The following is a 19409-nucleotide window of genomic DNA, read 5'->3' on the forward strand; positions in this document are numbered from 1 at the left end:
TGCTATCGACATACCCTGAGCAACATGAGCGAACACACGGCATGTCGATGACGACGCCGTTCAGCTACGAGGCCCTTCCGATGCGGGTGATCTTCGGCGCCGGTCAGCGGGAAGCGATCGCTGCCGAGGTCGAACAGCTGGGATTGCGCCGCGTCATGGTGCTGTCGACCCCGAGAGGTCGGGACTTGGCGCAACGCGTCGCCGATCTGCTGGGTCCGGTTGCGGTCGGAATCTTCGACGGTGCGCGAATGCACGTTCCGGTAGAGACCGCAGCAGCTGCCGGCGACGCGGTGAATGTTGTTGGCGCAGATGGCTGTGTGGCGATCGGCGGCGGCTCGACCATCGGGCTCGGCAAAGCGCTTGCGTTGCGAAACGGCCTGCCGATCATTGCCGTTCCCACGACCTATGCGGGATCGGAGATGACGCCGGTCTGGGGACTGACAGAGAACTCCCGTAAGCAGACCGGGCGCGACATCCGTGTACTCCCGCGGTCGGTGATCTACGACCCTGAGCTCACAGTCGCTCTGCCGCAAAATGTTTCGGGGACAAGTGGATTGAATGCGATCGCGCACGCGGTCGAAGCGCTGTACGCACCGGATCGGTCGCCGATCATGTCGCTGCTGGCCGAGGACGGGGTCCGCAGTCTTGCTCGCAGCCTGCCGCGGGTCGTAGCCGACGGAAGCGATCTCGACGCGCGATCCGATGCGCTACGTGGCGCCTGGTTCTGCGGCGCATGTCTCGGAGCGACGACGATGGGCTTGCATCACAAGATCTGTCACGTTCTTGGCGGGACGTTCGACCTCCCGCATGCCGAGACCCACGCGGTGGTGCTCCCCTATGTTGCGGCAATGCGCCTGGCCGAAGAGCCGGACGCCGCTGCGGCAATGCGGCGCGCTCTGGAAACAGATTCGCCTGCACAAGCTTTGGCGGACTTGGCCGCCTGGGTCGGGGCGCCGACGTCGCTGGCCGAACTGGGTCTGCAAGAAGCGGACCTGGACGTTGTCGTTGAGGCGGTGCTGGCCAGCCAGTATTCGAAGCCCGTCGCGAAGGGCGAGCTCGAAACTCTATTGAGGCGGGCGTTGCATGGTGGGCCCGATGGGCCTACGCCTACATAATTCGAATGATTTGACAGTTTCCCGCCGATTTCCACGAATTTTGTAGGCTCAGGCCCATTCTCACCGATTCCAATCGACCCGCGCGGCCATGTCGAGCAGCCGCTGTCGTCGTCGGGGATCAGTTTCCCCTATCCATGCGATCCGCCCATAGATATGTGCGCGAAAATCGGTGTGGCCGTCGGTGTTCTGTTCATGCGCACCGGTCCGCGCGCAGTTGTGCAGCAGCGCCCGCAGCGCGTCGTACGCCTCGCGGGGCGCGCGTGGTTGCGAGTTGACGACGAGGCCTGCAAGTAGTTGGCGCTGATGGCGTCGCCGGACCGACGTCTTACGTCGATTCACCGTGAACCCTTCGTCGTCGACCATGTGCGAGACCGCCCACAGCAGTGCATCCACGTCGGTGGTCGCCGGACCCGAGAAAGCGAGGTCGTCGGCGTAGCGGGTGTAGGTGAGATCGTGCTTCGTTGCGTACCCGGCGACGCGACGATCCAGATTGCGGGCGATCAGATTTGCGAGGCGAGGTGACGTGGGTGCGCCTTGAGCGAGGTGTGGCATCCGAAGCAGGCTGGCGTGTTGGTTGTCGATGCCGCGCAAAGCGGAAACAGCTGTCGCGGTCGTGCAGATGTGCGCGAGTACGTTCGCAATCGCGTAGTCGTAGCCGATCGCCCGATACACAGCGCGGACCCTGCCGACCCCGATGCTCGAGAAGAAGTTGCGCAGGTCGACGCGTACAACAACGTCCGATCCGGTATGAGGATCGGCGAACGATGCTGCACTGCACTCTTTCTCGAATCCGTGGCACGCAGGGTGCGCAGGAACCGACGCGAGAACCTTCCGTGCGATGGTCCGCTGCATCTCGCGCAGCCTGGGCTTGGGTGCCTCGATCAGCCTGACCCCACTTGCCTTGGGACGCCGCAGGTACCGATAGTGCGTCAGTGGTTCGGTCGAGTTTCGTAGCCAACCGCCGCGGTCTGCGAACCAATCCAGTTCTGCAGGAGTCACATTCAACATGCTTGCGACAGACCGCAGGTCCGTGAGCTCCGGCACCCCGAACCGCAGTTCGTGCTGAGCAGGCTCGACAAGATTGACAACTCGTTGCAGGACAGGCAGTTCCGCAAGAATCGAACGCAGGCTGTTGCGGCGATCGACGGGTTCGGTCGGCACCAATGCGATCACCCGTTGGGCAAGTTCCTCCGCGCGGACAGCGTTCACGAAGGATCCGAATACCTCTGCCAGGTCCGATCTTTGCCAGGTTCGGTCGGCCGCGTCGAACTCGTCGGCAAGGAGGTCGGCCAGCTGTGGCGGAACTGCGCGGCGAGTCATGACATGTGAGGTGGAGTGGGGCGACCTGAATCCTTCGTCCTCGGCGCCGCGATGCGCGCGGAGCGCGCGGGCCGGCTTCGGACGCAGTGCCCAACTGATCTGTCATACCCAGGGGTTGCCCCTGAGACGGGTCCGATCGACCCACTCTCGCCCCACCTCCACCGCACAAACCCACCATGCCACAGGTCGCTGTAACGACCGCGACCTCCCGACGATCTAGGGGCGTCCGTCGCACACTTCGACAGAGGGATCCGTTGACCAATCCGCCGTTCTACACGCCGCCGAACTCGCCCGATCCGTGGGCACGTCCGGAACCACCGAAGAAGCGCAAGGTGTGGCCGTGGATCGCCGGAGGCGGTGTCGCGGTCGTGGGAGTGCTTGCAATCATCGGCAACTCGGTAGAGAGCGAGACCGAGAAGAATCCTGCGCCGTCTGTCGCGTCCGTTGCTGCCACAACGACCACGACCACGACCACTGCGAGAACGACATCTGCGACAGCGACGACCACCGTCACGACGGTTCCGCCCACGACAGTTCCGCCCACGACGACGTTCGAGCAGATTCCACTACCGGTGACGACCACCCGGATCACGACGACCATTGCGCCGCAGCCACTTCCGCCGCCGCCACCAATTCCGGAGATCGCAACAACCGTGCAGCCTGCCCCTGCGCCCTCCGTCGACCCCGAACCGCCCGCAGGTGTGTATTACAGGAATTGTGACGCGGTCCGCGCAGCCGGCGCGGCGCCACTGCATCGAGGTGAACCCGGTTATAGCTCGAAACTCGATCGCGACGGCGACGGGGAGGCTTGTGGCGGAGACTAATTGGCGCGTCAGGGAATATTGGGCGGCTTCGCCGCTCGTGAGTACTTCCGGAGGGCCCGACCGCCAAAAGGACTCAGTGATACTTGATGGGTCGTTGGTGCGGGGCCTGACCCTAAAGGACTCTGACATCCGTGGATTGTCTTGCTCGTGATGTGTCGACCTCGTATCGGCGACGACATCACACGCGACCGGTCGGACGGTAGTGACCTAATAGGAGCCTGACGCAACCAAGTCCCGTCACTGAGTTGTCCGTCCTTCCGGCCGGTGCGTGGCCCACCGATCGAAGGGTTGACCGATGACCAGCATGACCGAAATTCACGCCGATGTCAGCCTCGCACTGTTCCTCGGCGTCGACACCCACCTCGACACCCACCACGCCGCATTGATCGATTCGCACGGCCGCAAGGTAAGCGATCACGAGTTCGGTACCGACGCCGCCGGCTGCACCGAGTTGCTGGCCTGGGCCGCCCGCTACGGCGTCATCACCACAGCCGGTGTCGAAGGCACCGGCGGCTACGGCGCCGGCCTGACCCGGCACCTGCACCAGGCCGGGGTCACCGTTGTGGAGGTCGATCACCCCGACCGCCGGGCGCGTCGCCGCTACGGTAAATCCGACCCCCTCGATGCCTACGCCGCCGCCGCGGTGCAGTCGGGTCGGGCGACGACGATCCCGAAAGACCGTGACGGGGACGTCGAGTCAATTCGGTTGCTGCACAACGCCCGTGCCAGTGCAGTCAAGGCTCGTGCTGAGGCGATGACGCAGCTCAAATCCGTCATCGTCACCTGCCCGGACTCGTTGCGTACCCAGCTGCGCGCGCTGACCAAAGCGAAACTGATCCGCACCTGCGCCGCGTTGCGGCCCGACCCGATCACCACCGGCGGTGTCCTGGCCGCCAACAAGACCACGCTGCGTCGGACCGCGAAACGCATCCTCGATCTCAGCGCCGAGATCAAAGAGCATGACCGCGATCTGAGGATGCTGACTCGTCGTGCGGCGCCGGATCTGCTGGCGTTGGTCGGTGTCGGCTTCGAAACGGCGTCGCAGCTATTGGTCACTGTCGGTGAAAACCGCGACCGGATCCACGCCGAAACCAGCCTCGCGCGGTTGTGTGGTGTTGCCCCGTTGTCGGCATCCTCGGGCAAAACCAAACGGCATCGGCTCAACCGCGGCGGGGACCGGCAAGGCAACCGGGCGCTGCACACCATCGTGCTCTGCCGTCTCAAACACGACCCTCGCACCAAGGCTTATGTCGAACGCAGAGCCGCGGAAAACAAGTCGGACAAGGAGATCATGCGCTGCCTCAAACGCTACGTCGCCCGCGAAATCTACCGAGTCCTCAACCCCAAAAACGGGGTTGACGAATCATAGGAGCATCACAAGGTGCGTAGCGCCCTGTCGCGTGCGGATGCTGTGGCAGGCAGTAGTGGCAGTCGGACGAAGCTGCTCGGAATGATGCCCTGTGCCGCCAGAACCGACTTGATCACAACAGGATTCGGCTCGGCGAACAACGCTGAGGTCAGCGCGACTAGGCTGTGACCACGCTTCTGGGCCCGAGCCGTCTCGCCGGCATGCCAGGCGTCCACGAGGGCGGCAAAGGCGGCAGTAGCAACGTTGGCCGATGCGGTGATCGCTCCCGTCGCGCCGAGGGCCAGGAGCGGCGACGCATACAGATCGTCCCCGGCAAGGACGGCGAATCCATCAGGCACACAGGACATCATCGCCATCGTCGCATCGTCGATACCACCGACGGCATGCTTGAAACCGATGATGTTGGGAATGCGCGCAAGCTGAAACAAGGTGTCCGCGTCGAGGCCAACGCCCGTGCGATACGGAATGTTGTAGACGATCAGTGGCACCGGGCTGGTCCCCGCGAGTCGCGTGAAATGAGCGACGATCCCGGCTTGGGACGGTCGGGTGTAGTACGGGACGACCGACAGCGCGGCCGTCACTCGCAAACCGAGTTGTGCAACGGCAGCCACCGACTCTGCGGTCGAATTCGACCCCGCGCCCGCGATCAGCGGAACGTCACGCTCCTCGCAGACCCGAACGCACACGGCGAGTACCCGACTACGTTCGTCGGCGGTCAACGTCGAGGTCTCTGCGGTTGTGGCAAGTGCAACGAGGCCGGTTGCGCCGCCGTCGAGTACCGAATGGGCGAGTCGCTCCAGCGCGGTGAATGCGATGTCACCGTCGTCCTCGAACGGTGTCACCAGTGGGACGAACAGTCCTGAGAGAGTCATGTCATCCAGACTGAGCCGTTGCGAGCGTCACGTCCATTTCACGTTTGCACCGAGGAGCGTAAGATCAACTGATGCTGGATGTCCGGAAGCTACGCCTTTTGCGTGAACTTGCCCATCGTTCAACGATTGCGGCCGTGGCCGAAGCGCTGTCGTACACACCGTCCGCCGTCTCGCAGCAGTTGACGGCACTCGAACGCGAGACCGGCGTAGCACTCCTCGAAAGAACGGGTCGCCGCGTTGTTCTCACGCCTGCGGCACACGCATTGGTAGCGCACACCGAGACGATTCTCGCGGCACTCGAGCAGGCGTCCGCAGACCTTGCCGCCAGTCGAACCGTCCTCACCGGCGCACTGCGGATCGGCGCCTTCCCCACCGCGGTCCGAACGATTCTGCCGCCGGCGCTCGTCGACTTGAGTCGCAACCATCCCGATCTCGAACTGATGGTGACCGAGCTGGACCCGGCAACGGTCCCGGACGCGATCCGAACCGACGCCTTGGACATCGCGCTACTCCAGGAGTACGACTACGTACCCGCCGAGCCCGATCCGGCATTGGAGACCGAACACCTCCTCACCGAGACGATCTATCTTGCAGCGCTGGATGCGGAACCTCTGGCAGCGCGCCGAGACGATTCCTGGATCCTCGGCACGCCAGGAACGTTGTGTCACACGATGACCGTTCGTGCTTGTCAGGCAGCAGGTTTCACACCACGAGTGCGTCACCACGCCGACGATTTCAGCACGGTCCTCGCGCTGGTTTCAGCAGGGCAGGGCGTGGCACTGGTACCCGAACTCGGCGCAATGACCAGGCCGCCGAACGTTGTCCTCGGCGCGTTGGCTGCCAGACGGACGACCCATATGGCGTTCAGACGTGGCAGAGGATCCCATCCTGGCGTCGTTGCGGCGCGTAATGCACTGCGGGCGTCCGCATCCGCGATCGGAGACGGCTATTCGTAGAGCCTGGCGACAAACGCTCCGATGTTGGTCTGTACGCGCGCGGCCTTTTCCTCCGGCGTCAGATCTTCCTTGTACCGCGTGCCCATCGAAGGCTTCTTCTTGCCACGCGCGTAGAGCGGACATGCGAGATCGGTACACATATAGGTGCCGATCGAGTTGCCGCGACGGCCGGATTCGCCAGCCTTGTGAGCAGACAGGAGAGCAACTCCACCGCCGGAGTGGGTGGTCAGGCAGATCGAGCACATCTGCGTCTTGCCGGATCCACCGGTCTCGTAGCGCAGGAGGACTCCGACAGCTCCGTCGTCCTGAGGTACTACGAAATAGGCCCGCCCGGGCATCGACGGGTCGGTCCAGCCGAAGAAGTCGAGATCGTCCCACGGGCGCTCGTCGAGGTTGCGCGGCACCGGAAGTCGTTTGGCCGCACCTTTGGAGCAATTGACGAACGACGAGCGGATCTCGCGTTCGGTGAGCGGTTGCATTGTGTTGGTCCGTTCCGGGTCTTGGGTCGAGGCGGGACTCAGGTTACGGAGGGTCCAGGATCGGCGTCCACGCCTTTTCGGTCGTACGCAGTCATGTCAGGTCGACTGCGTCCCGGCAAAGCCTGCTTCGAGTCGACCTATTGCGATGTGGTCGCGCAGCAGTTCGAGAACTCGCGCGACAGCAAGATTCGAACGTAAAGTCGCCCTGGTACGCACCGCGATCCGACGTGTCGGTGTCGGGTCGACGAGCGGAACAGCGATGACGGTCGGAGGTAGCTGACCGCAGCCGAGAACCGGCACAACCGTGATGCCAACCCCTTCGGCCACAAATCTGATACCGGTCGCATAGTCGTGCGTTTCGATGTGGAACGTCGGCATGAAACCTGCTGCAGCGCAAGCACGTAGCGTCGCCTCGCGACACGGACCGCGCGCGACGTCGTTGTCGACCCAGCGCTCCGCTTCCAGCTCGGAAACCTTGATCTCTGCGCGATCGGCGAGTCGATGGTCTCGTGGAAGCACGACGACATACGGCTCTTCGAGAAGGGGATGTACGTCGTACTCGGTGCTGGTGGCGAGCGGACTGCCTTCGACGAAGATCTCGATGTCGGGATCGGGGGTTGCATCCACCACCAACTCGACCAGACGCAGATCTATGCGCAACCCGGGGAACTCGGTAGTGATCGTCGCGATGATCGGCGGGATCCACGCGGACCCGGCAGAGGCGAAATAGCAGACCGACAGTCGCCCGGTATGGCCGTCGCGCACATCGGCGACGAACGATTCGAACTCGGCCATGCTCTCCAGGACTCGTCCGGCCTCGTGCGCAATCGCGCGACCCACGGCGGTTGGCACAACGCCGCGGCCGTGTCGTTCGATGAGGCTGAGGCCCGTTTCGCGCTGCAGGACGGTGAGATGCTGGCTGACTGCAGACGGTGTGTACCCGAGCGTTGCGGCTGCCCCGTTGATGGAACCGTCGGCGACAACCGCCCTGAATACACGGAGACGGTGTAAATCGATCATCGCCTGAATGTACAGCAATACTGATGTGAAGTTAAGAAGAAATCATTTGTGCTTACGTGTCTGAGGGTCGAGAGTGGACGTATGACAACAACCGCGTCCGAGCCGACGACGACTGACGAACCCGTGCGTCGCGGCCGCTTGCTCGACCTGCCTGGTGTGCCCAGCCTGCCTGTGCTCGCGGTGGTCGTCACCGTCCTCCTGTGGGCGTCGTCGTTCGTCGTGATCCGATCCGCAGGCGAGCAGTTCTCACCAGGCCCGATGGCCCTGCTTCGGCTGACCGCGGGAACTGTTGTGCTGGTCGTGATCGCGTTGCGGTACCGGCGACCGATACCGCGCGGGCGCGCCCTCGGCTTGGTCGTCGGCTACGGACTGGCGTGGTTCGCCGGCTACACGGTCTTGCTGAACTGGGCCGAGCAGCATCTCGACGCAGGCACTGCCGCACTGCTCGTCAATTTCGCACCGATCCTCGTCGCCGTATTCGCAGGGCTGTTTATGTCGGAAGGCTTTCGTCGCCCACTGGTCGTCGGCATTGCGATCGCATTCGTCGGTGTGGTCACGATCGCAGTCGGCGGATCGGGTGGCGGAGCCAACGACTCGCTCGGCATCGTCCTCGGTCTGATCACTGCCGTCCTCTACGCGGCGGGAGTGCTGATGCAGAAGGTCGCCTTGCGGACCGTAGACGCTGTGACGGCGACCTGGGTCGGTTGCTTTGCGGGTTTCCTTGCACTGCTGCCATTTTCGGGAGCGGCGATCAGCGAGGTGTCGCAGGCGCCGGTCTCGTCGATCCTCGCTGTCGTCTACCTCGGCGTCGGTCCGACTGCCATCGCCTTCACAACCTGGGCGTATGCCCTCACGCGTTCTGATGCAGGCAAGATGGCCGCAACCACACTAGTTGTCCCGGCCATCGCGATCCTGATGTCCTGGGTCTTCCTCGGTGAGGTTCCGACCATCTTCGGCTTCGTCGGTGGTGCGCTGTGCCTCGGCGGCGTGTGGCGGCTACGCCGCTCGTGAGTCCTTTCGGAGGTCAGGCCCTCCGAAAAGACTCACGAGGCGCGGAGCGCCCTAGGCGAAAATTGCGAACAATATTGCCGCGACGGTGAAGCTGACAACCGACAGGATCGTCTCCAGGACGGTCCAGGTCTGCAGCGTCTGCTTGACGGTCAGGTTGAAGAACTTCGAGATGATCCAGAAGCCGCCGTCGTTGACGTGACTCAAAACGATCGAACCCGCGGCGATCGCCATGGCAATGAGGGCGACAGCCATCTGGGAGTAGTTCTGTTCCGCCACGAGCGGGGCGACGATACCGCCGGTGGTGACGATGGCCACCGTCGCCGACCCCTGTGCGATGCGGAGGCCGCAACTGATGATGTAGGCGAGGACGATGATCGGGAGCCCTGCAGCAGACATCGTTTCAGCGAGCGCTGACCCGATCCCTGTGGCGGAGATGACCTTTCCGAAGAAGGCACCCGCACCGACCACGAGCAGCAACATGCCGACCGGACGCAGCGACTCTCCGGTGAGGGTGCTGAGGTCCTGCACACTCGAGCCTCGCCGAACGCCGAGCACGTAGAAGGCAACCAGGACAGCAATGAGCAGAGCAACCGCGGGCGTACCGAAGAACGTGAGCACCTGCAACAAGCTCGAACCCTCTTCGAGCAGTTGTGTTCCGAAGGTAGCGCCGAGGATCAGGACCAAGGGGATCGCGATGATGGCGCCGATCAGACCGACCGACGGTGGTGCGGTAACCGTCTTCGTCGGGTGCGGCTTCACGATCGTTGCGCCACCCGCGCCGCCGCTGTCGTCGCCAGATTCACGGTCGGGTGTGACGAGGAACTCGGGCGGTACCTCGACGTGCATCCGCTTGCCGATGTAGCTACCCCACACGATGCCCGCGGCGATGAATCCTGGTATACCGCAAACGAATCCCATGAAGATCAGCCAGCCGAGGCTCACTTCGAGCAAGCCGCCGAGTGCGACCGGACCCGGGTGCGGCGGCAGGAACGCGTGCGTCATCGACAGACCGGCGAGCATGGGCATTGCGTACAGCACCAGCGATTTGCCGCCACGCTTCGCCGCGACGTAGACGAGGGGCGCGAGCACGAAGATGCCGATATCGAAGAACACCGGGATGCCGAAGATCAGGCCGAGCAACCCCATTGCGACAGGTGCTCCGCGTTCACCGAACACGCCGAGCAGCTTCGTGGTCAATACGTCTGCACCGCCGGACTTTTCGAGGATTGCGCCGAGCACTGTACCCAGACCGATGATGACCGCGATGTGCCCGAGAATGCTGCCGAACCCCACCTCCAGCAGCGATTCGTTGCTCTTGATCGCGGTACCGACGATCTGCGAAACCGGCAGTCCCGCAGCAAGAGCCAGCGCGAGACCGGTGATGAGCAGCGCGATGAACGGCTCGAGTTTGATCTTGATGATCGTGAACAACAACACGGCGATTGCAAGGCCACAGAGCACCAGTAGACCCGGCGTGGACGTGCGTAGCCAATCGATGATGGAACTCATGGGTGGACCTTTCAGTGCATGCTTCTAGGAGATGGATGTGACGAACGAGGCTGCGCGAGCCGCGATGTCGGACCACAGACCGTCGGCGACGGCGGCGGGAGAGACGACATCGGTTCCTGCGGTGACGGCGACGGCACCATTGGCGAGGAAATCGGCCGCATTGCCTGCGTTGACTCCTCCGGAAGGGATCAGTGCCACATCGGGAAAGGGCCCGAGCAGGTCTTTGAAGTAGCCGGGTCCGAGTGACCTGGCCGGAAAGATCTTGACTGCGGCAGCACCGAGATCCAGTGCAGTGAGAACCTCGGACGGAGTGAATGCCCCCATGACCACCGGAATGCCACGCTCGGCTGCGACCTCGGCGACAGCTGGACGAACGCCCGGTGTCACCAGAAACTGTGCGCCACAGTCGATGGCGGCGCGAGCCTGCTCGCCGGTGAGGACTGTGCCGAGGCCGAGGACCGCACGCGACGAGTTGGCCGCAATGCGCAGGTATTCGAGCACTCCGGGCGTGGTCAAGGTGAGTTCGAGTGCACGAATTCCAGAGTCGGCCAGCGCATCTGCAAGTGCGACGGGGTCGGGAATGGTGGGTGCGCGAACGACAGCGAGCACTCGATCCTCGAGTATCACGTCCATGGCTGTCAGGCGTGCGGTTGTCATCGGGTCTCCTTGGTGGACGGGTTCATGCGAAGAGCACGGCCCGCGAGATTGCCTGTCGGCGTAGCATTTTCGATTGCACACACACCGTTGACCAGGACATGGCTGATCCCGCGGGCCTGCTGCTTGGGGTTGTCGAACGTCGCGGTGTCGGTGACCGTCTCGGGATCGAAAGCGACGAGGTCGGCCGCGTAACCGGGTCGAATCAGTCCGCGATCACGCAACCGGAGGCGTTCGGCGGGGCGTCCGGTCAGGTGATTGATGCAGTCCTCCAGACCCAACAACCCGACGTCGCGGACGTAGTGGCCGAGGTAGCGGGGGAACGTTCCCCACGCACGCGGGTGTGGGCGTTCACCGACGAGGATCGCGTCGCTGCCGCCCATGTGCTTGGGGTGCAGCATGATTGCGCGGACGTTCTCTTCGTGCCCGACGTGCTGCAGGATCGTCGTCGCTAGTTTGTCGCGACGAAGCAGGTCGAAGAACACGTCGACCGGTGACAGGTCCCGCTCTGCTGCGATTTCGACGACCGTCTTGCCGACGTAGCTGTCGAGTTCAGGATTCGCGACCCCACTGAGCTGGATCGTCTCCCATTCGACGGTGACGCCATGGCAGCCGTCCGAGCCGTGCACGTTCACATCTTTCGCGATGCGCTCCCGCAGCGCCGGGTTTTCGAAGCGCTCCAATGCGGCGTCCGGCCCACCCGACATCGCCCAACTGGGTAGCAGCGCAGACAACGTCGTCGCCCCGGGCAGGTAGGGGTAGGTGTCGAGGGTGATATCGCACCCCGACTCGATTGCCTCGTCGACGATGGCGAGGAATTCCGGTGCGCGACCTCGGTTTACGCCGAAGTTCATGGTCGCGTGGGTGAGGTGTAATGCGCAGCCGGTCGTGCGTGCCAACTCGATCATTTCGGCGTACGCCTCGAGCGCCCCGGCACCGTAGGAGCGAGTGTGGGGCGCATAGAAGCCACCGAAGTCGGCAACAACTTCGCACAGCGCGGCGAGTTCGCCTGTGTCCGCGTACATTCCAGGGGTATAGGTGAGCCCGCTCGACATTCCGACGGCACCCTCGGTGAGGCCCTGGGCGAGCAACTCCTGCATATGCGCGATCTCGCGTGGTGTCGCCGGTCGCTTGTCTGCGCCGACTGCGAGAAGGCGCAGCGTGCCCTGCGGCACAAGATAGGCCGCGTTCGGCGTGATGCCTTGGTCGAGTCTGTCGAGATAGCCGGCGACGGTTCGCCAGGAGAAGTCGAGATCGGTGGGATTGCCGTTCCAGCCGGCTATTTGGCGACGGATGACGTCGAGAGCTCGGTCGTCGATCGGAGCGTAGGCGATGCCGTCCTGTCCGAGGACCTCTGTCGTGACGCCCTGGCTGATTTTCGCGAAGTGGGCGGGATCGGTCAGTAGCCGCAGATCGGAGTGTGCGTGCATGTCAATGAAGCCGGGGGCAAGGATGGTGCCTGGTCCGGGTTCGATGGTCTTCGTGGCTGTGACGCCTGACCGTGGAGCGACGATCTCGGCGATGCGTCCCGCATCGACAAGCACATCGGCGCGGTATCGCGGGGAACCGGTCCCGTCGACGACGTCGACGTCTCTGATCACTAAGTCGGTCATGGTGTTTCGCTCTGTCTAGAAGAAGGTGTGGATGAAGTCGACGATGCGGGGGTGTTCGGCGTCGGCGTCGTCGAGCACGGGGATCAGTCGCCACTTGTCGAAAGCTGTGCACGGGTGGGAAAGTCCGAGTCGGACGACGTCCCCGATTGCAACGGCATCGGCTCGAACACCGGGCAGCCGGAGAAACGCATGCTGATCGTTGAGTGCGGAGATGGTTGCTCCCGAATCGAGCACTCGAGCATCCGGTCCAGCGAAGCGTTGCGGCACCGGCAAACCCTCGTCGTAGGGAAGGTCGCGCTTGCCCGCATCGAGCAGCGCGAGTTCGGGTTCCGGGTGGGAGACAACTCTCGCCCAGCCGTGCATCGCCGATCGCAAGGCATGTTGGGATGGTGATTCCGCGCGGCCCTCGATCATCGGCGAGATGCCTGCATAGAAACCGTCGTCGTGAATTATGTAGGCGCCGGAACGAAGGACGACCGATGTGGCGATGCCGCCGTCCCTCTCGCCCGCTAGTTTTGCGAGACGATCCACAACGAGGTCTTGGTAGGCGCTACCGCCGGCGGTGATGATCGCCCGCTCGGAATATGTTCCTGCAGATTGTAGTTCGACATGAAGGCGGGCGAGCTCGTCGAGATAGTTGCGGACATTGGTGAGTCCGGCAGGAGTGCGGTCGTGACTCAGCGCCCCCTCGTAGCCGCCGACGCCTGCGAGCGACAGGCGAGACGACTTCGCCACCGCGTGCGCGACATCGAGGGCCGCCTCGACCGATCGCGCGCCGGTACGTCCGTGCGGACCGCCGAGTTCGACGATCACGTTGACGTGGGCCTCGCCGGCGGCCGATCGTAGGGTGTCCTCCATCAGCGCGACGGTGTCGACGCTGTCGGCCCAGCAGTAGAAGTCGAAGGATGGGTCGCGGTCCAGTTCCTGCGCGATCCAGCGCAGCCCGGTGGGATCGACCAATGCGTTTGCGAGCATGATGCGCTCGACGCCGTAGGACCGCGCGAACTGCACTTGCCAGATGGTGGCGAGCGTTATCGCCCACGCGCCGGCGTCCAGCTGCCTCGACCACAGTTGCGGCGCCATCGTCGTCTTGCCGTGCGGTGCGAGCAAGACACCCTCCTGCTCGGCCCACTCGGCCATCGCGGCGACGTTCGAATCGATGGCAGCGTTGTCCAGCGTCAAGGCTGGGGTGATCAACTGCTCGAAAGTAGGTGCGGTGCTGAGGAATTCGTAGACGGTCGAGCCCCAGGCGGCGGGTGGCAGGCCCTTGTGCTCCGGTCCGAGGGTGCGGTTGCGGAGTGCTGCTACTGCCTGAGCGTCGATCACAGTCTGGGTCCTTCCGGCTGTCGTTCTTGCGTTGCGTATTGTGCAACGCGTATTGCGTATTTTGTTCGACCTGGCTATTCTGCAATGAACAGCTCGTGAAGCGCAAGGGTTCGGAGGAGATTGATGTGACGTCGCCAACATCGGTTCGGCCACGGGTGGTCACCGTCGGAGAGGGTCTGGCAGTGCTGGTCGCGCAGCCAGGACCGCTCGAGGACTCGGCTACCTTCGAAAGAACCGCAGGTGGGGCCGAGGCGAATGTTGCAACCGTTCTCGCGCAACTCGGCGTCGATGCTTCCTGGGTGTCGCGTGTCGGCGACGACGGTTTCGGTCGCTACCTTGTTGAGCAACTGGCGCGGCGCGGCATCGATATCTCTGCCGTGGTGACCGATCCCGCTCGTCCGACGGCGGTCTATGTCAAGGAGCGGGGTATCGGCGACGGCCCACTCGGCGCTGGGCAGAGTCGGATGCTGTACTACCGCAATGGATCTGCTGCGAGTGCGTTCAGTCCCGTCGACCTCACCGCGTCCCCGGCCGCCGGGTTGTTGAATCGCGCGAATGTCGTCCACTTCACGGGGGTAACCACGGCGCTGTCGGACTCCGCTACGCAGCTGACCGAGGTGCTGGTCGCCCTGCCTCGTGGGGCCCGCCAGGTGAGTTTCGACCTCAACTACCGACCCGCACTATGGGCGGCGCGAGGCCTCGCGGGGACCGAGGTCGCCGAGATCCTCGCCCGACACGTCCGTGGGTCCGATGTCGTCCTGATGGGTGCGGACGAGGCTGGCGCTGTGTTCGGCACGGAAGACCCCGCCGAACTACGACGACTTTTTCCGGAGCCGACGCACCTGGTCGTCAAGAACGACGCACATACGGTCACCGGGTTCTGGCGGGACGAGCGAGTCGATGTGCCCGCATTGCGTCTGGACGTTGTGGAACGGATCGGTGCCGGGGACGCGTTCGCCGGCGGTTTCCTTGCCGGGTTGCTGCAGGGTCGGGACCATCAGGAGCGCCTGCGATTCGGGCACCTTTGCGCCGCAGCGGCTTTGACGGGACACGGCGATGTCGCGGAACTGCCGCAGGTCGCCGAACTGCACGCACTGGCGACGGTGCCGGCGCAGGAGTGGGCTCGAATGGACTACCGACCCGGCCTGCGTGTGCCAGAGAATGTGGCGTTATGAGCCAAAGCCTCCTGCGTGCCCTGACGATTCTCACCGCTCTCGGCGAGGATTCGAAGTCGCTCGAGCAACTCGCGACCCAGCTCGACGTCCACAAATCGACGGTGTTGCGTCTGCTGCGGACGATGGAGTCCGAGCGCTTCGTTTTTCATGACGACGAGCATCGATATCTGCTGGGCTCCCGATTCTTCGAACTGTCGAATCGTGCACTCGAACAACGCGACATCCGAACGCTTGCCAGACCGCATCTGAGTGCGCTCAATTCGAGCACCGGACAAACGATTCACCTCGCCACCTACGAATCCGGCGAAGCCGTGTACATCGACAAGTTCGACGCGATACAGAGCGTTCGGATGTATTCACGAGTAGGTCGTCCTGCCCCGTTGCATTGCACTGCGGTCGGCAAGGTGTTGGTCTCGGCGCGGCCTCGTTCCGAATGGCGCGCGATCGCCGAGAGCATCGAATATCCGAAGTTCACGGAGCGGACCATTCTGTCGCCCGATGCGTACCTCGACGAGCTCGAACATGTTGTTGCACAGGGGTATGCGGAGGATCACGAAGAGCACGAGAGCTTCGTCAACTGTATCGGCGTTCCGATCCGCGACGGAACCGGCGCAGTGGTCGCAGCCGTCAGCATGTCTGTTCCCGACATGTTGCTCGACCACGATCAAGTGTTGGCCACACTGCCGCAGGTGCGTGCCGCCGCGGCAGCGGTATCAGCCGAACTCGGCTGGAGTCCGGACATTCAACCAGCTACCAAGAAAGGCTTTCGATGACCGGCAAGATTGCAGTAAGCACCACCGACGCACCCGCACCAGCGCACACCTTTTCCCAGGGTGTTCGCAAGGGTCCGTTCGTGCAGGTCTCCGGGCAGGGTCCGGTCGACCCTGCAACGAACGAATATCTATACCCAGGAGATGTTGGCGCCCAGACGATTCGCACGCTGCAGAACGTCAAGGCGATCGTCAACGCGAGCGGCGCAACCTTCGACGATGTTGTGATGCTTCGCGTCTACCTCACCACACGCGATGATTTCGCCGCGATGAACGACGCCTACGGCGAATTCGTCGTTGCAAACACTGTCGGCGACGTGCTCCCGAGCCGAACGACAGTGTTCACCGGTCTCCCCCGTGAGCAGATGCTCGTCGAAATCGACGCAATCGCGGTCATCAGCGACTGATTGCTGTTTGCTCGTCGTTAATGTTGCGGTCAGGGCTTGTATTTGTAAGCCAACCAAAGCACCTTGTAGGTATGGCGACCCACGACGATCCGGCGCTGCTCGACTCAACTACCGGTGACGGACCCGGTCCGAAGCACCATGGCCCTGTGCCCGTCGACCGCATTGTCTTCGCGGTGACTGCCGCGATCGCTGCGGCGATTCTGGTGTGGGGCCTGGTGTGGCCCGACAACCTGAAGAGTATTTCCGATTCGATTCTCACCTGGCTCGTCGTGAACCTCGGCTGGCTCTTCGTCGTCGCTGCGTCCGGTTTCGTGTTGTTCGCAATATGGTTGGCGGTCAGCAGATTCGGGAAGATCCCGCTCGGTAAGGACGGCGAGAAGCCCGAGTTCAACACGGTCAGCTGGATCGCGATGATGTTCAGCGCCGGAATGGGCATCGGCCTGATGTTCTACGGCGTCAGTGAGCCTCTCACCCACTTCGTCACGCCGCCGCCTGGTACCGAGCCCGGTATCGGAACGGCCATGGCAACGACGATGTTTCACTGGAGTCTGCATCCCTGGTCGATCTATGCGGTCGTGGGTCTGTCGATCGCGTACGGCACCTATCGCATGGACCGCAAGCAACTGATCAGCTCGGCGTTCATCCCGTTGCTCGGCAGGAAGCGTGCCGAAGGCCCGATCGGCAAGGTCATCGACATCCTCGCGATCTTCGCGACGATGTTCGGGACGGCGGCGTCCCTTGGTCTCGGCGCGCTCCAGATCGGATCCGGCGTAGAGGTGCTCGGCTGGATGGATACGGCAGGGACGTTGCTCTTGGTCGCTGTCGTCGCTGTTCTCACGCTCGCGTTCGTTGCGTCCGCGGTGTCGGGCGTTGCCAAGGGTATTCAGTGGCTGTCGAACACGAACATGGTGTTGGCGCTGATCCTCGCGATCTTCGTCTTCGTCTGCGGACCAACGGTTTTGATCCTCAACCTGATACCTACAGCTCTGGGTGACTACGCCTCGCAGATCACCGGGATGTCTGCTCGCACCGCTGCCGCCGGCGATGCCGAGACGGCGAAGTGGCTGTCGTCGTGGACGATCTTCTACTGGGCGTGGTGGATCTCGTGGACCCCGTTCGTCGGCATGTTCCTTGCTCGCATCAGCCGCGGCCGCACGATCCGTCAGTTCGTCATCGGCGTCATCTTGGTTCCGAGCGTCGTCAGCCTGCTCTGGTTCTCGATCTTTGGTGGTTCGGCTATCGGGCAACAGCGTGACGGTGCCGATCTGGCGGGCAAGGGCAGTCCCGAGTCGCAGTTGTTCGGAATGCTGTCCGAGCTGCCGATCGCAGGCATTTCGTCGTTCCTGGTCATGGTGCTCGTGGCGATCTTCTTCGTCTCCGGTGCAGACGCTGCATCGATGGTGATGGGCACACTGTCCCAGCGGGGAACGCTCCATCCGTCACGGTGGACCGTCGTCTTCTGGGGTGTCCTCACCGGAGGTATTGCGGCACTGCTGTTGTGGAGCGGTGGTTCGGATGCACTCAGCGGATTGCAGACGATGACGATCATCGCTGCAGCGCCGTTTGCAATAGTCATGATCGGATTGTGTGTATCCCTCTACCGCGATCTGAGTAGCGATCCTCTGATCATCGAAGGTTTGCGACGTCGACGCGAGATCGAGGAGGCCGACGTCGGCGCTACCCGAAAATAGTGTGGGAGGCCGACAAGGATGCAAAGGGTTGCCTCCGGCAGGAGGAGTTGACGTAGGGACGATCCGGCAATCGAGCTTTCGGTCGAACCAATAACAGGTCTTATCGATCAACCGCCGTCGTTTCGGGTCGAAGGTGTGTTGCCCCTGGTAGGGCCGTGACGTTGGAGATCTCGACAACCGATGCGGCCGGACATCGCCCACCACTGGAGTTCATGTCATCGGCCTCGACCTATCCGCTCAAATTGACAACTGTGGTTGTGCACCTAGGTTGTACAACTGGAGTGTTGCAATGTTTCATGTGAAACCGAGCGTTTTCGAGGTGTGCCGTGAGCAATTCGTGCGTCGTATTCGCGCAGGCAAGAGCAATCGTCGAGGAGATTGTGTACAGCATCGCCACCACGGTTGGGCCGGACGGCCGTCCGCGATCACGGGTCGTCCATCCCGTCTGGCTCTGGAACAACACGGAGACAACAGGTTTGGTGACAGCGAGACCCACGCCACTGAAGCGCAGGCACCTCGGGTCCCATCCCGTGATGACGTGTGGGTACTGGAGTCCACAGCATCACACAGCCTTCTTCGACTGCGATTGTCGCTGGCTCGGCGCTGACGAACTCGAAGTTGCGTGGCACACAATTGCGGCCACGCCACCGCCCCTCGGCTTCGACCCTGGGACGATCTGGCCGGACGGATGGCGCAGCGCTGAATTCGCGGTGCTCGAGTTACGCCCCTACCGAGTCCAGGCCACGCGTGCCGAGGACTTCGCCGCGGGTCGCAGCGCCTCCCGGTGGTCGCGCGTCGCGGAGGCTGTGTGAACTCGGCCCGCGAGCCGATCCCGGCAGCCGAGGATGTCTCGCTGCTGTGCACGGCAATTTCCGCTGCCATGAACCGGTCGATCCGGGAAACTCTCACTCGCGCGGGGTTCGACGATGCTCGTGACAGTCACGGCTACGTCTTCCAGCATCTTCTCGACGGCCCGGTGACGATCGGCGAACTGGCCGCGCGACTCGGTCTGACGCAACAGGCGATCTCCAAGTCGACCATCGAACTCGAACGCCTCGGCTACGTGCGCCGAGTTGCCGATCCCGATGATCAGCGTGTACGCAATGTCGAACTCGCAGAACGAGGTTGGGCCGTCATCGACGCGGGCTGCGCAGCCCGTGCAGCACTGAACGACCAACTCCGTCGTCGGCTCGGGGACAGTGAACTCGCGAAACTGATCAACGGTTTGCAGTTTCTCGCTGCTGAAGTCGGTGCGCTCGACGACCTCGAAAGCCGCAACCTCGTGCCGCCGAGTTGAC

General features: G+C 63.1%; 20 protein-coding genes. 11 read left to right on the forward strand and 9 right to left on the reverse strand.

Annotated elements, in window-relative coordinates:
- The first annotated feature begins 47 nt into the window (after positions 1 to 47).
- Positions 48 to 1115, forward strand: a complete 1068-nt coding sequence (locus JGU71_RS09030) for a maleylacetate reductase (RefSeq protein WP_199703747.1) — start codon at positions 48 to 50, stop codon at positions 1113 to 1115.
- Positions 1116 to 1175: 60 nt separating this feature from the next.
- Here the strand turns inward: JGU71_RS09030 and JGU71_RS09035 are convergent, their stop codons facing one another.
- Together JGU71_RS09035 and JGU71_RS29755 are read right to left on the reverse strand one after the other, a co-directional pair.
- Positions 1176 to 2435, reverse strand: a complete 1260-nt coding sequence (locus tag JGU71_RS09035; RefSeq protein WP_199703748.1) for a reverse transcriptase family protein — start codon at positions 2433 to 2435, stop codon at positions 1176 to 1178.
- A gap of 271 nt (positions 2436 to 2706) precedes the next feature.
- Complete coding sequence (locus JGU71_RS29755) at positions 2707 to 3036, reverse strand: hypothetical protein (protein WP_233529198.1); 330 nt, start codon at positions 3034 to 3036, stop codon at positions 2707 to 2709.
- Between the two features lie 100 nt (positions 3037 to 3136).
- Here JGU71_RS29755 and JGU71_RS29760 point away from each other — a divergent pair, with 100 nt between their 5' ends.
- Positions 3137 to 3259, forward strand: a complete 123-nt coding sequence (locus JGU71_RS29760; RefSeq protein ID WP_307829623.1) for an excalibur calcium-binding domain-containing protein — start codon at positions 3137 to 3139, stop codon at positions 3257 to 3259.
- A 295-nt stretch (positions 3260 to 3554) separates the two neighbouring features.
- Positions 3555 to 4628 carry an IS110 family RNA-guided transposase gene (locus tag JGU71_RS09045; protein WP_199703750.1) on the forward strand — a complete coding sequence of 358 codons (1074 nt, stop codon included), beginning with the start codon at positions 3555 to 3557 and terminating at the stop codon, positions 4626 to 4628.
- Between the two features lie 5 nt (positions 4629 to 4633).
- On the opposite strand, the gene dapA is transcribed toward JGU71_RS09045, so the two are convergent.
- Positions 4634 to 5500: a 4-hydroxy-tetrahydrodipicolinate synthase gene (gene dapA / locus JGU71_RS09050; protein ID WP_199703751.1), complete on the reverse strand. Its 867-nt coding sequence runs from the start codon at positions 5498 to 5500 to the stop codon at positions 4634 to 4636.
- A 71-nt stretch (positions 5501 to 5571) separates the two neighbouring features.
- On the opposite strand from dapA, the gene JGU71_RS09055 reads away from it, so the two are divergent.
- Positions 5572 to 6456 carry a LysR family transcriptional regulator gene (locus tag JGU71_RS09055; protein ID WP_199703752.1) on the forward strand — a complete coding sequence of 295 codons (885 nt, stop codon included), beginning with the start codon at positions 5572 to 5574 and terminating at the stop codon, positions 6454 to 6456.
- On the opposite strand, the gene JGU71_RS09060 is transcribed toward JGU71_RS09055, so the two are convergent.
- The gene (locus JGU71_RS09060; RefSeq protein WP_199703753.1) at positions 6447 to 6935 is read right to left on the reverse strand and encodes an FBP domain-containing protein; all 489 of its coding nucleotides are present in this window, start codon (positions 6933 to 6935) and stop codon (positions 6447 to 6449) included. The two genes, JGU71_RS09055 and JGU71_RS09060, sit on opposite strands and share 10 nt — an antisense overlap.
- A gap of 96 nt (positions 6936 to 7031) precedes the next feature.
- Positions 7032 to 7955: a LysR family transcriptional regulator gene (locus JGU71_RS09065; RefSeq protein WP_199703754.1), complete on the reverse strand. Its 924-nt coding sequence runs from the start codon at positions 7953 to 7955 to the stop codon at positions 7032 to 7034.
- An 81-nt stretch (positions 7956 to 8036) separates the two neighbouring features.
- Here JGU71_RS09065 and JGU71_RS09070 point away from each other — a divergent pair, with 81 nt between their 5' ends.
- Complete coding sequence (locus JGU71_RS09070) at positions 8037 to 8966, forward strand: DMT family transporter (protein WP_199703755.1); 930 nt, start codon at positions 8037 to 8039, stop codon at positions 8964 to 8966.
- Positions 8967 to 9017: 51 nt separating this feature from the next.
- On the opposite strand, the gene JGU71_RS09075 is transcribed toward JGU71_RS09070, so the two are convergent.
- The 4 genes from JGU71_RS09075 to JGU71_RS09090 are packed head-to-tail and all read right to left on the reverse strand — an operon-like array spanning position 9018 to position 14068.
- Positions 9018 to 10475 carry a GntP family permease gene (locus tag JGU71_RS09075; RefSeq protein WP_199703756.1) on the reverse strand — a complete coding sequence of 486 codons (1458 nt, stop codon included), beginning with the start codon at positions 10473 to 10475 and terminating at the stop codon, positions 9018 to 9020.
- A 24-nt stretch (positions 10476 to 10499) separates the two neighbouring features.
- Complete coding sequence (locus tag JGU71_RS09080; RefSeq protein ID WP_372433135.1) at positions 10500 to 11132, reverse strand: bifunctional 4-hydroxy-2-oxoglutarate aldolase/2-dehydro-3-deoxy-phosphogluconate aldolase; 633 nt, start codon at positions 11130 to 11132, stop codon at positions 10500 to 10502.
- Positions 11129 to 12742: an N-acyl-D-amino-acid deacylase family protein gene (locus JGU71_RS09085; RefSeq protein ID WP_199703757.1), complete on the reverse strand. Its 1614-nt coding sequence runs from the start codon at positions 12740 to 12742 to the stop codon at positions 11129 to 11131. Before JGU71_RS09085 ends, JGU71_RS09080 begins: the two co-directional genes overlap by 4 nt.
- 15 nt (positions 12743 to 12757) lie before the next feature.
- Positions 12758 to 14068: a type III PLP-dependent enzyme domain-containing protein gene (locus JGU71_RS09090; RefSeq protein WP_307829570.1), complete on the reverse strand. Its 1311-nt coding sequence runs from the start codon at positions 14066 to 14068 to the stop codon at positions 12758 to 12760.
- A gap of 125 nt (positions 14069 to 14193) precedes the next feature.
- Here JGU71_RS09090 and JGU71_RS09095 point away from each other — a divergent pair, with 125 nt between their 5' ends.
- The 6 genes from JGU71_RS09095 to JGU71_RS09120 all read left to right on the forward strand — a co-directional run bounded on the left by JGU71_RS09095 (position 14194) and on the right by JGU71_RS09120 (position 19408).
- On the forward strand, positions 14194 to 15243 hold the full coding sequence (locus JGU71_RS09095) for a sugar kinase (protein ID WP_307829571.1): 1050 nt from the start codon (positions 14194 to 14196) through the stop codon (positions 15241 to 15243).
- Positions 15240 to 16016 (forward strand): IclR family transcriptional regulator, encoded by a 777-nt coding sequence (locus JGU71_RS09100; RefSeq protein ID WP_199703758.1) that lies wholly within the window; start codon positions 15240 to 15242, stop codon positions 16014 to 16016. Before JGU71_RS09095 ends, JGU71_RS09100 begins: the two co-directional genes overlap by 4 nt.
- Entirely contained in the window at positions 16013 to 16420 is a 408-nt protein-coding gene (locus JGU71_RS09105) for a RidA family protein (RefSeq protein WP_199703759.1), read from the forward strand. The genes JGU71_RS09100 and JGU71_RS09105 overlap by 4 nt, the downstream gene beginning before the upstream one ends.
- Positions 16421 to 16491: 71 nt before the next feature.
- Positions 16492 to 18111 (forward strand): BCCT family transporter, encoded by a 1620-nt coding sequence (locus tag JGU71_RS09110; protein WP_199703760.1) that lies wholly within the window; start codon positions 16492 to 16494, stop codon positions 18109 to 18111.
- A gap of 326 nt (positions 18112 to 18437) precedes the next feature.
- The gene (locus JGU71_RS09115) at positions 18438 to 18923 is read left to right on the forward strand and encodes a pyridoxamine 5'-phosphate oxidase family protein (protein ID WP_199703761.1); all 486 of its coding nucleotides are present in this window, start codon (positions 18438 to 18440) and stop codon (positions 18921 to 18923) included.
- Positions 18920 to 19408, forward strand: a complete 489-nt coding sequence (locus tag JGU71_RS09120; protein ID WP_199703762.1) for a MarR family winged helix-turn-helix transcriptional regulator — start codon at positions 18920 to 18922, stop codon at positions 19406 to 19408. The genes JGU71_RS09115 and JGU71_RS09120 overlap by 4 nt, the downstream gene beginning before the upstream one ends.
- The last annotated feature ends 1 nt before the right edge of the window (position 19409 follow it).

This window comes from Antrihabitans stalagmiti (assembly GCF_016482825.1).
Taxonomy (GTDB): domain Bacteria; phylum Actinomycetota; class Actinomycetes; order Mycobacteriales; family Mycobacteriaceae; genus Antrihabitans; species Antrihabitans stalagmiti.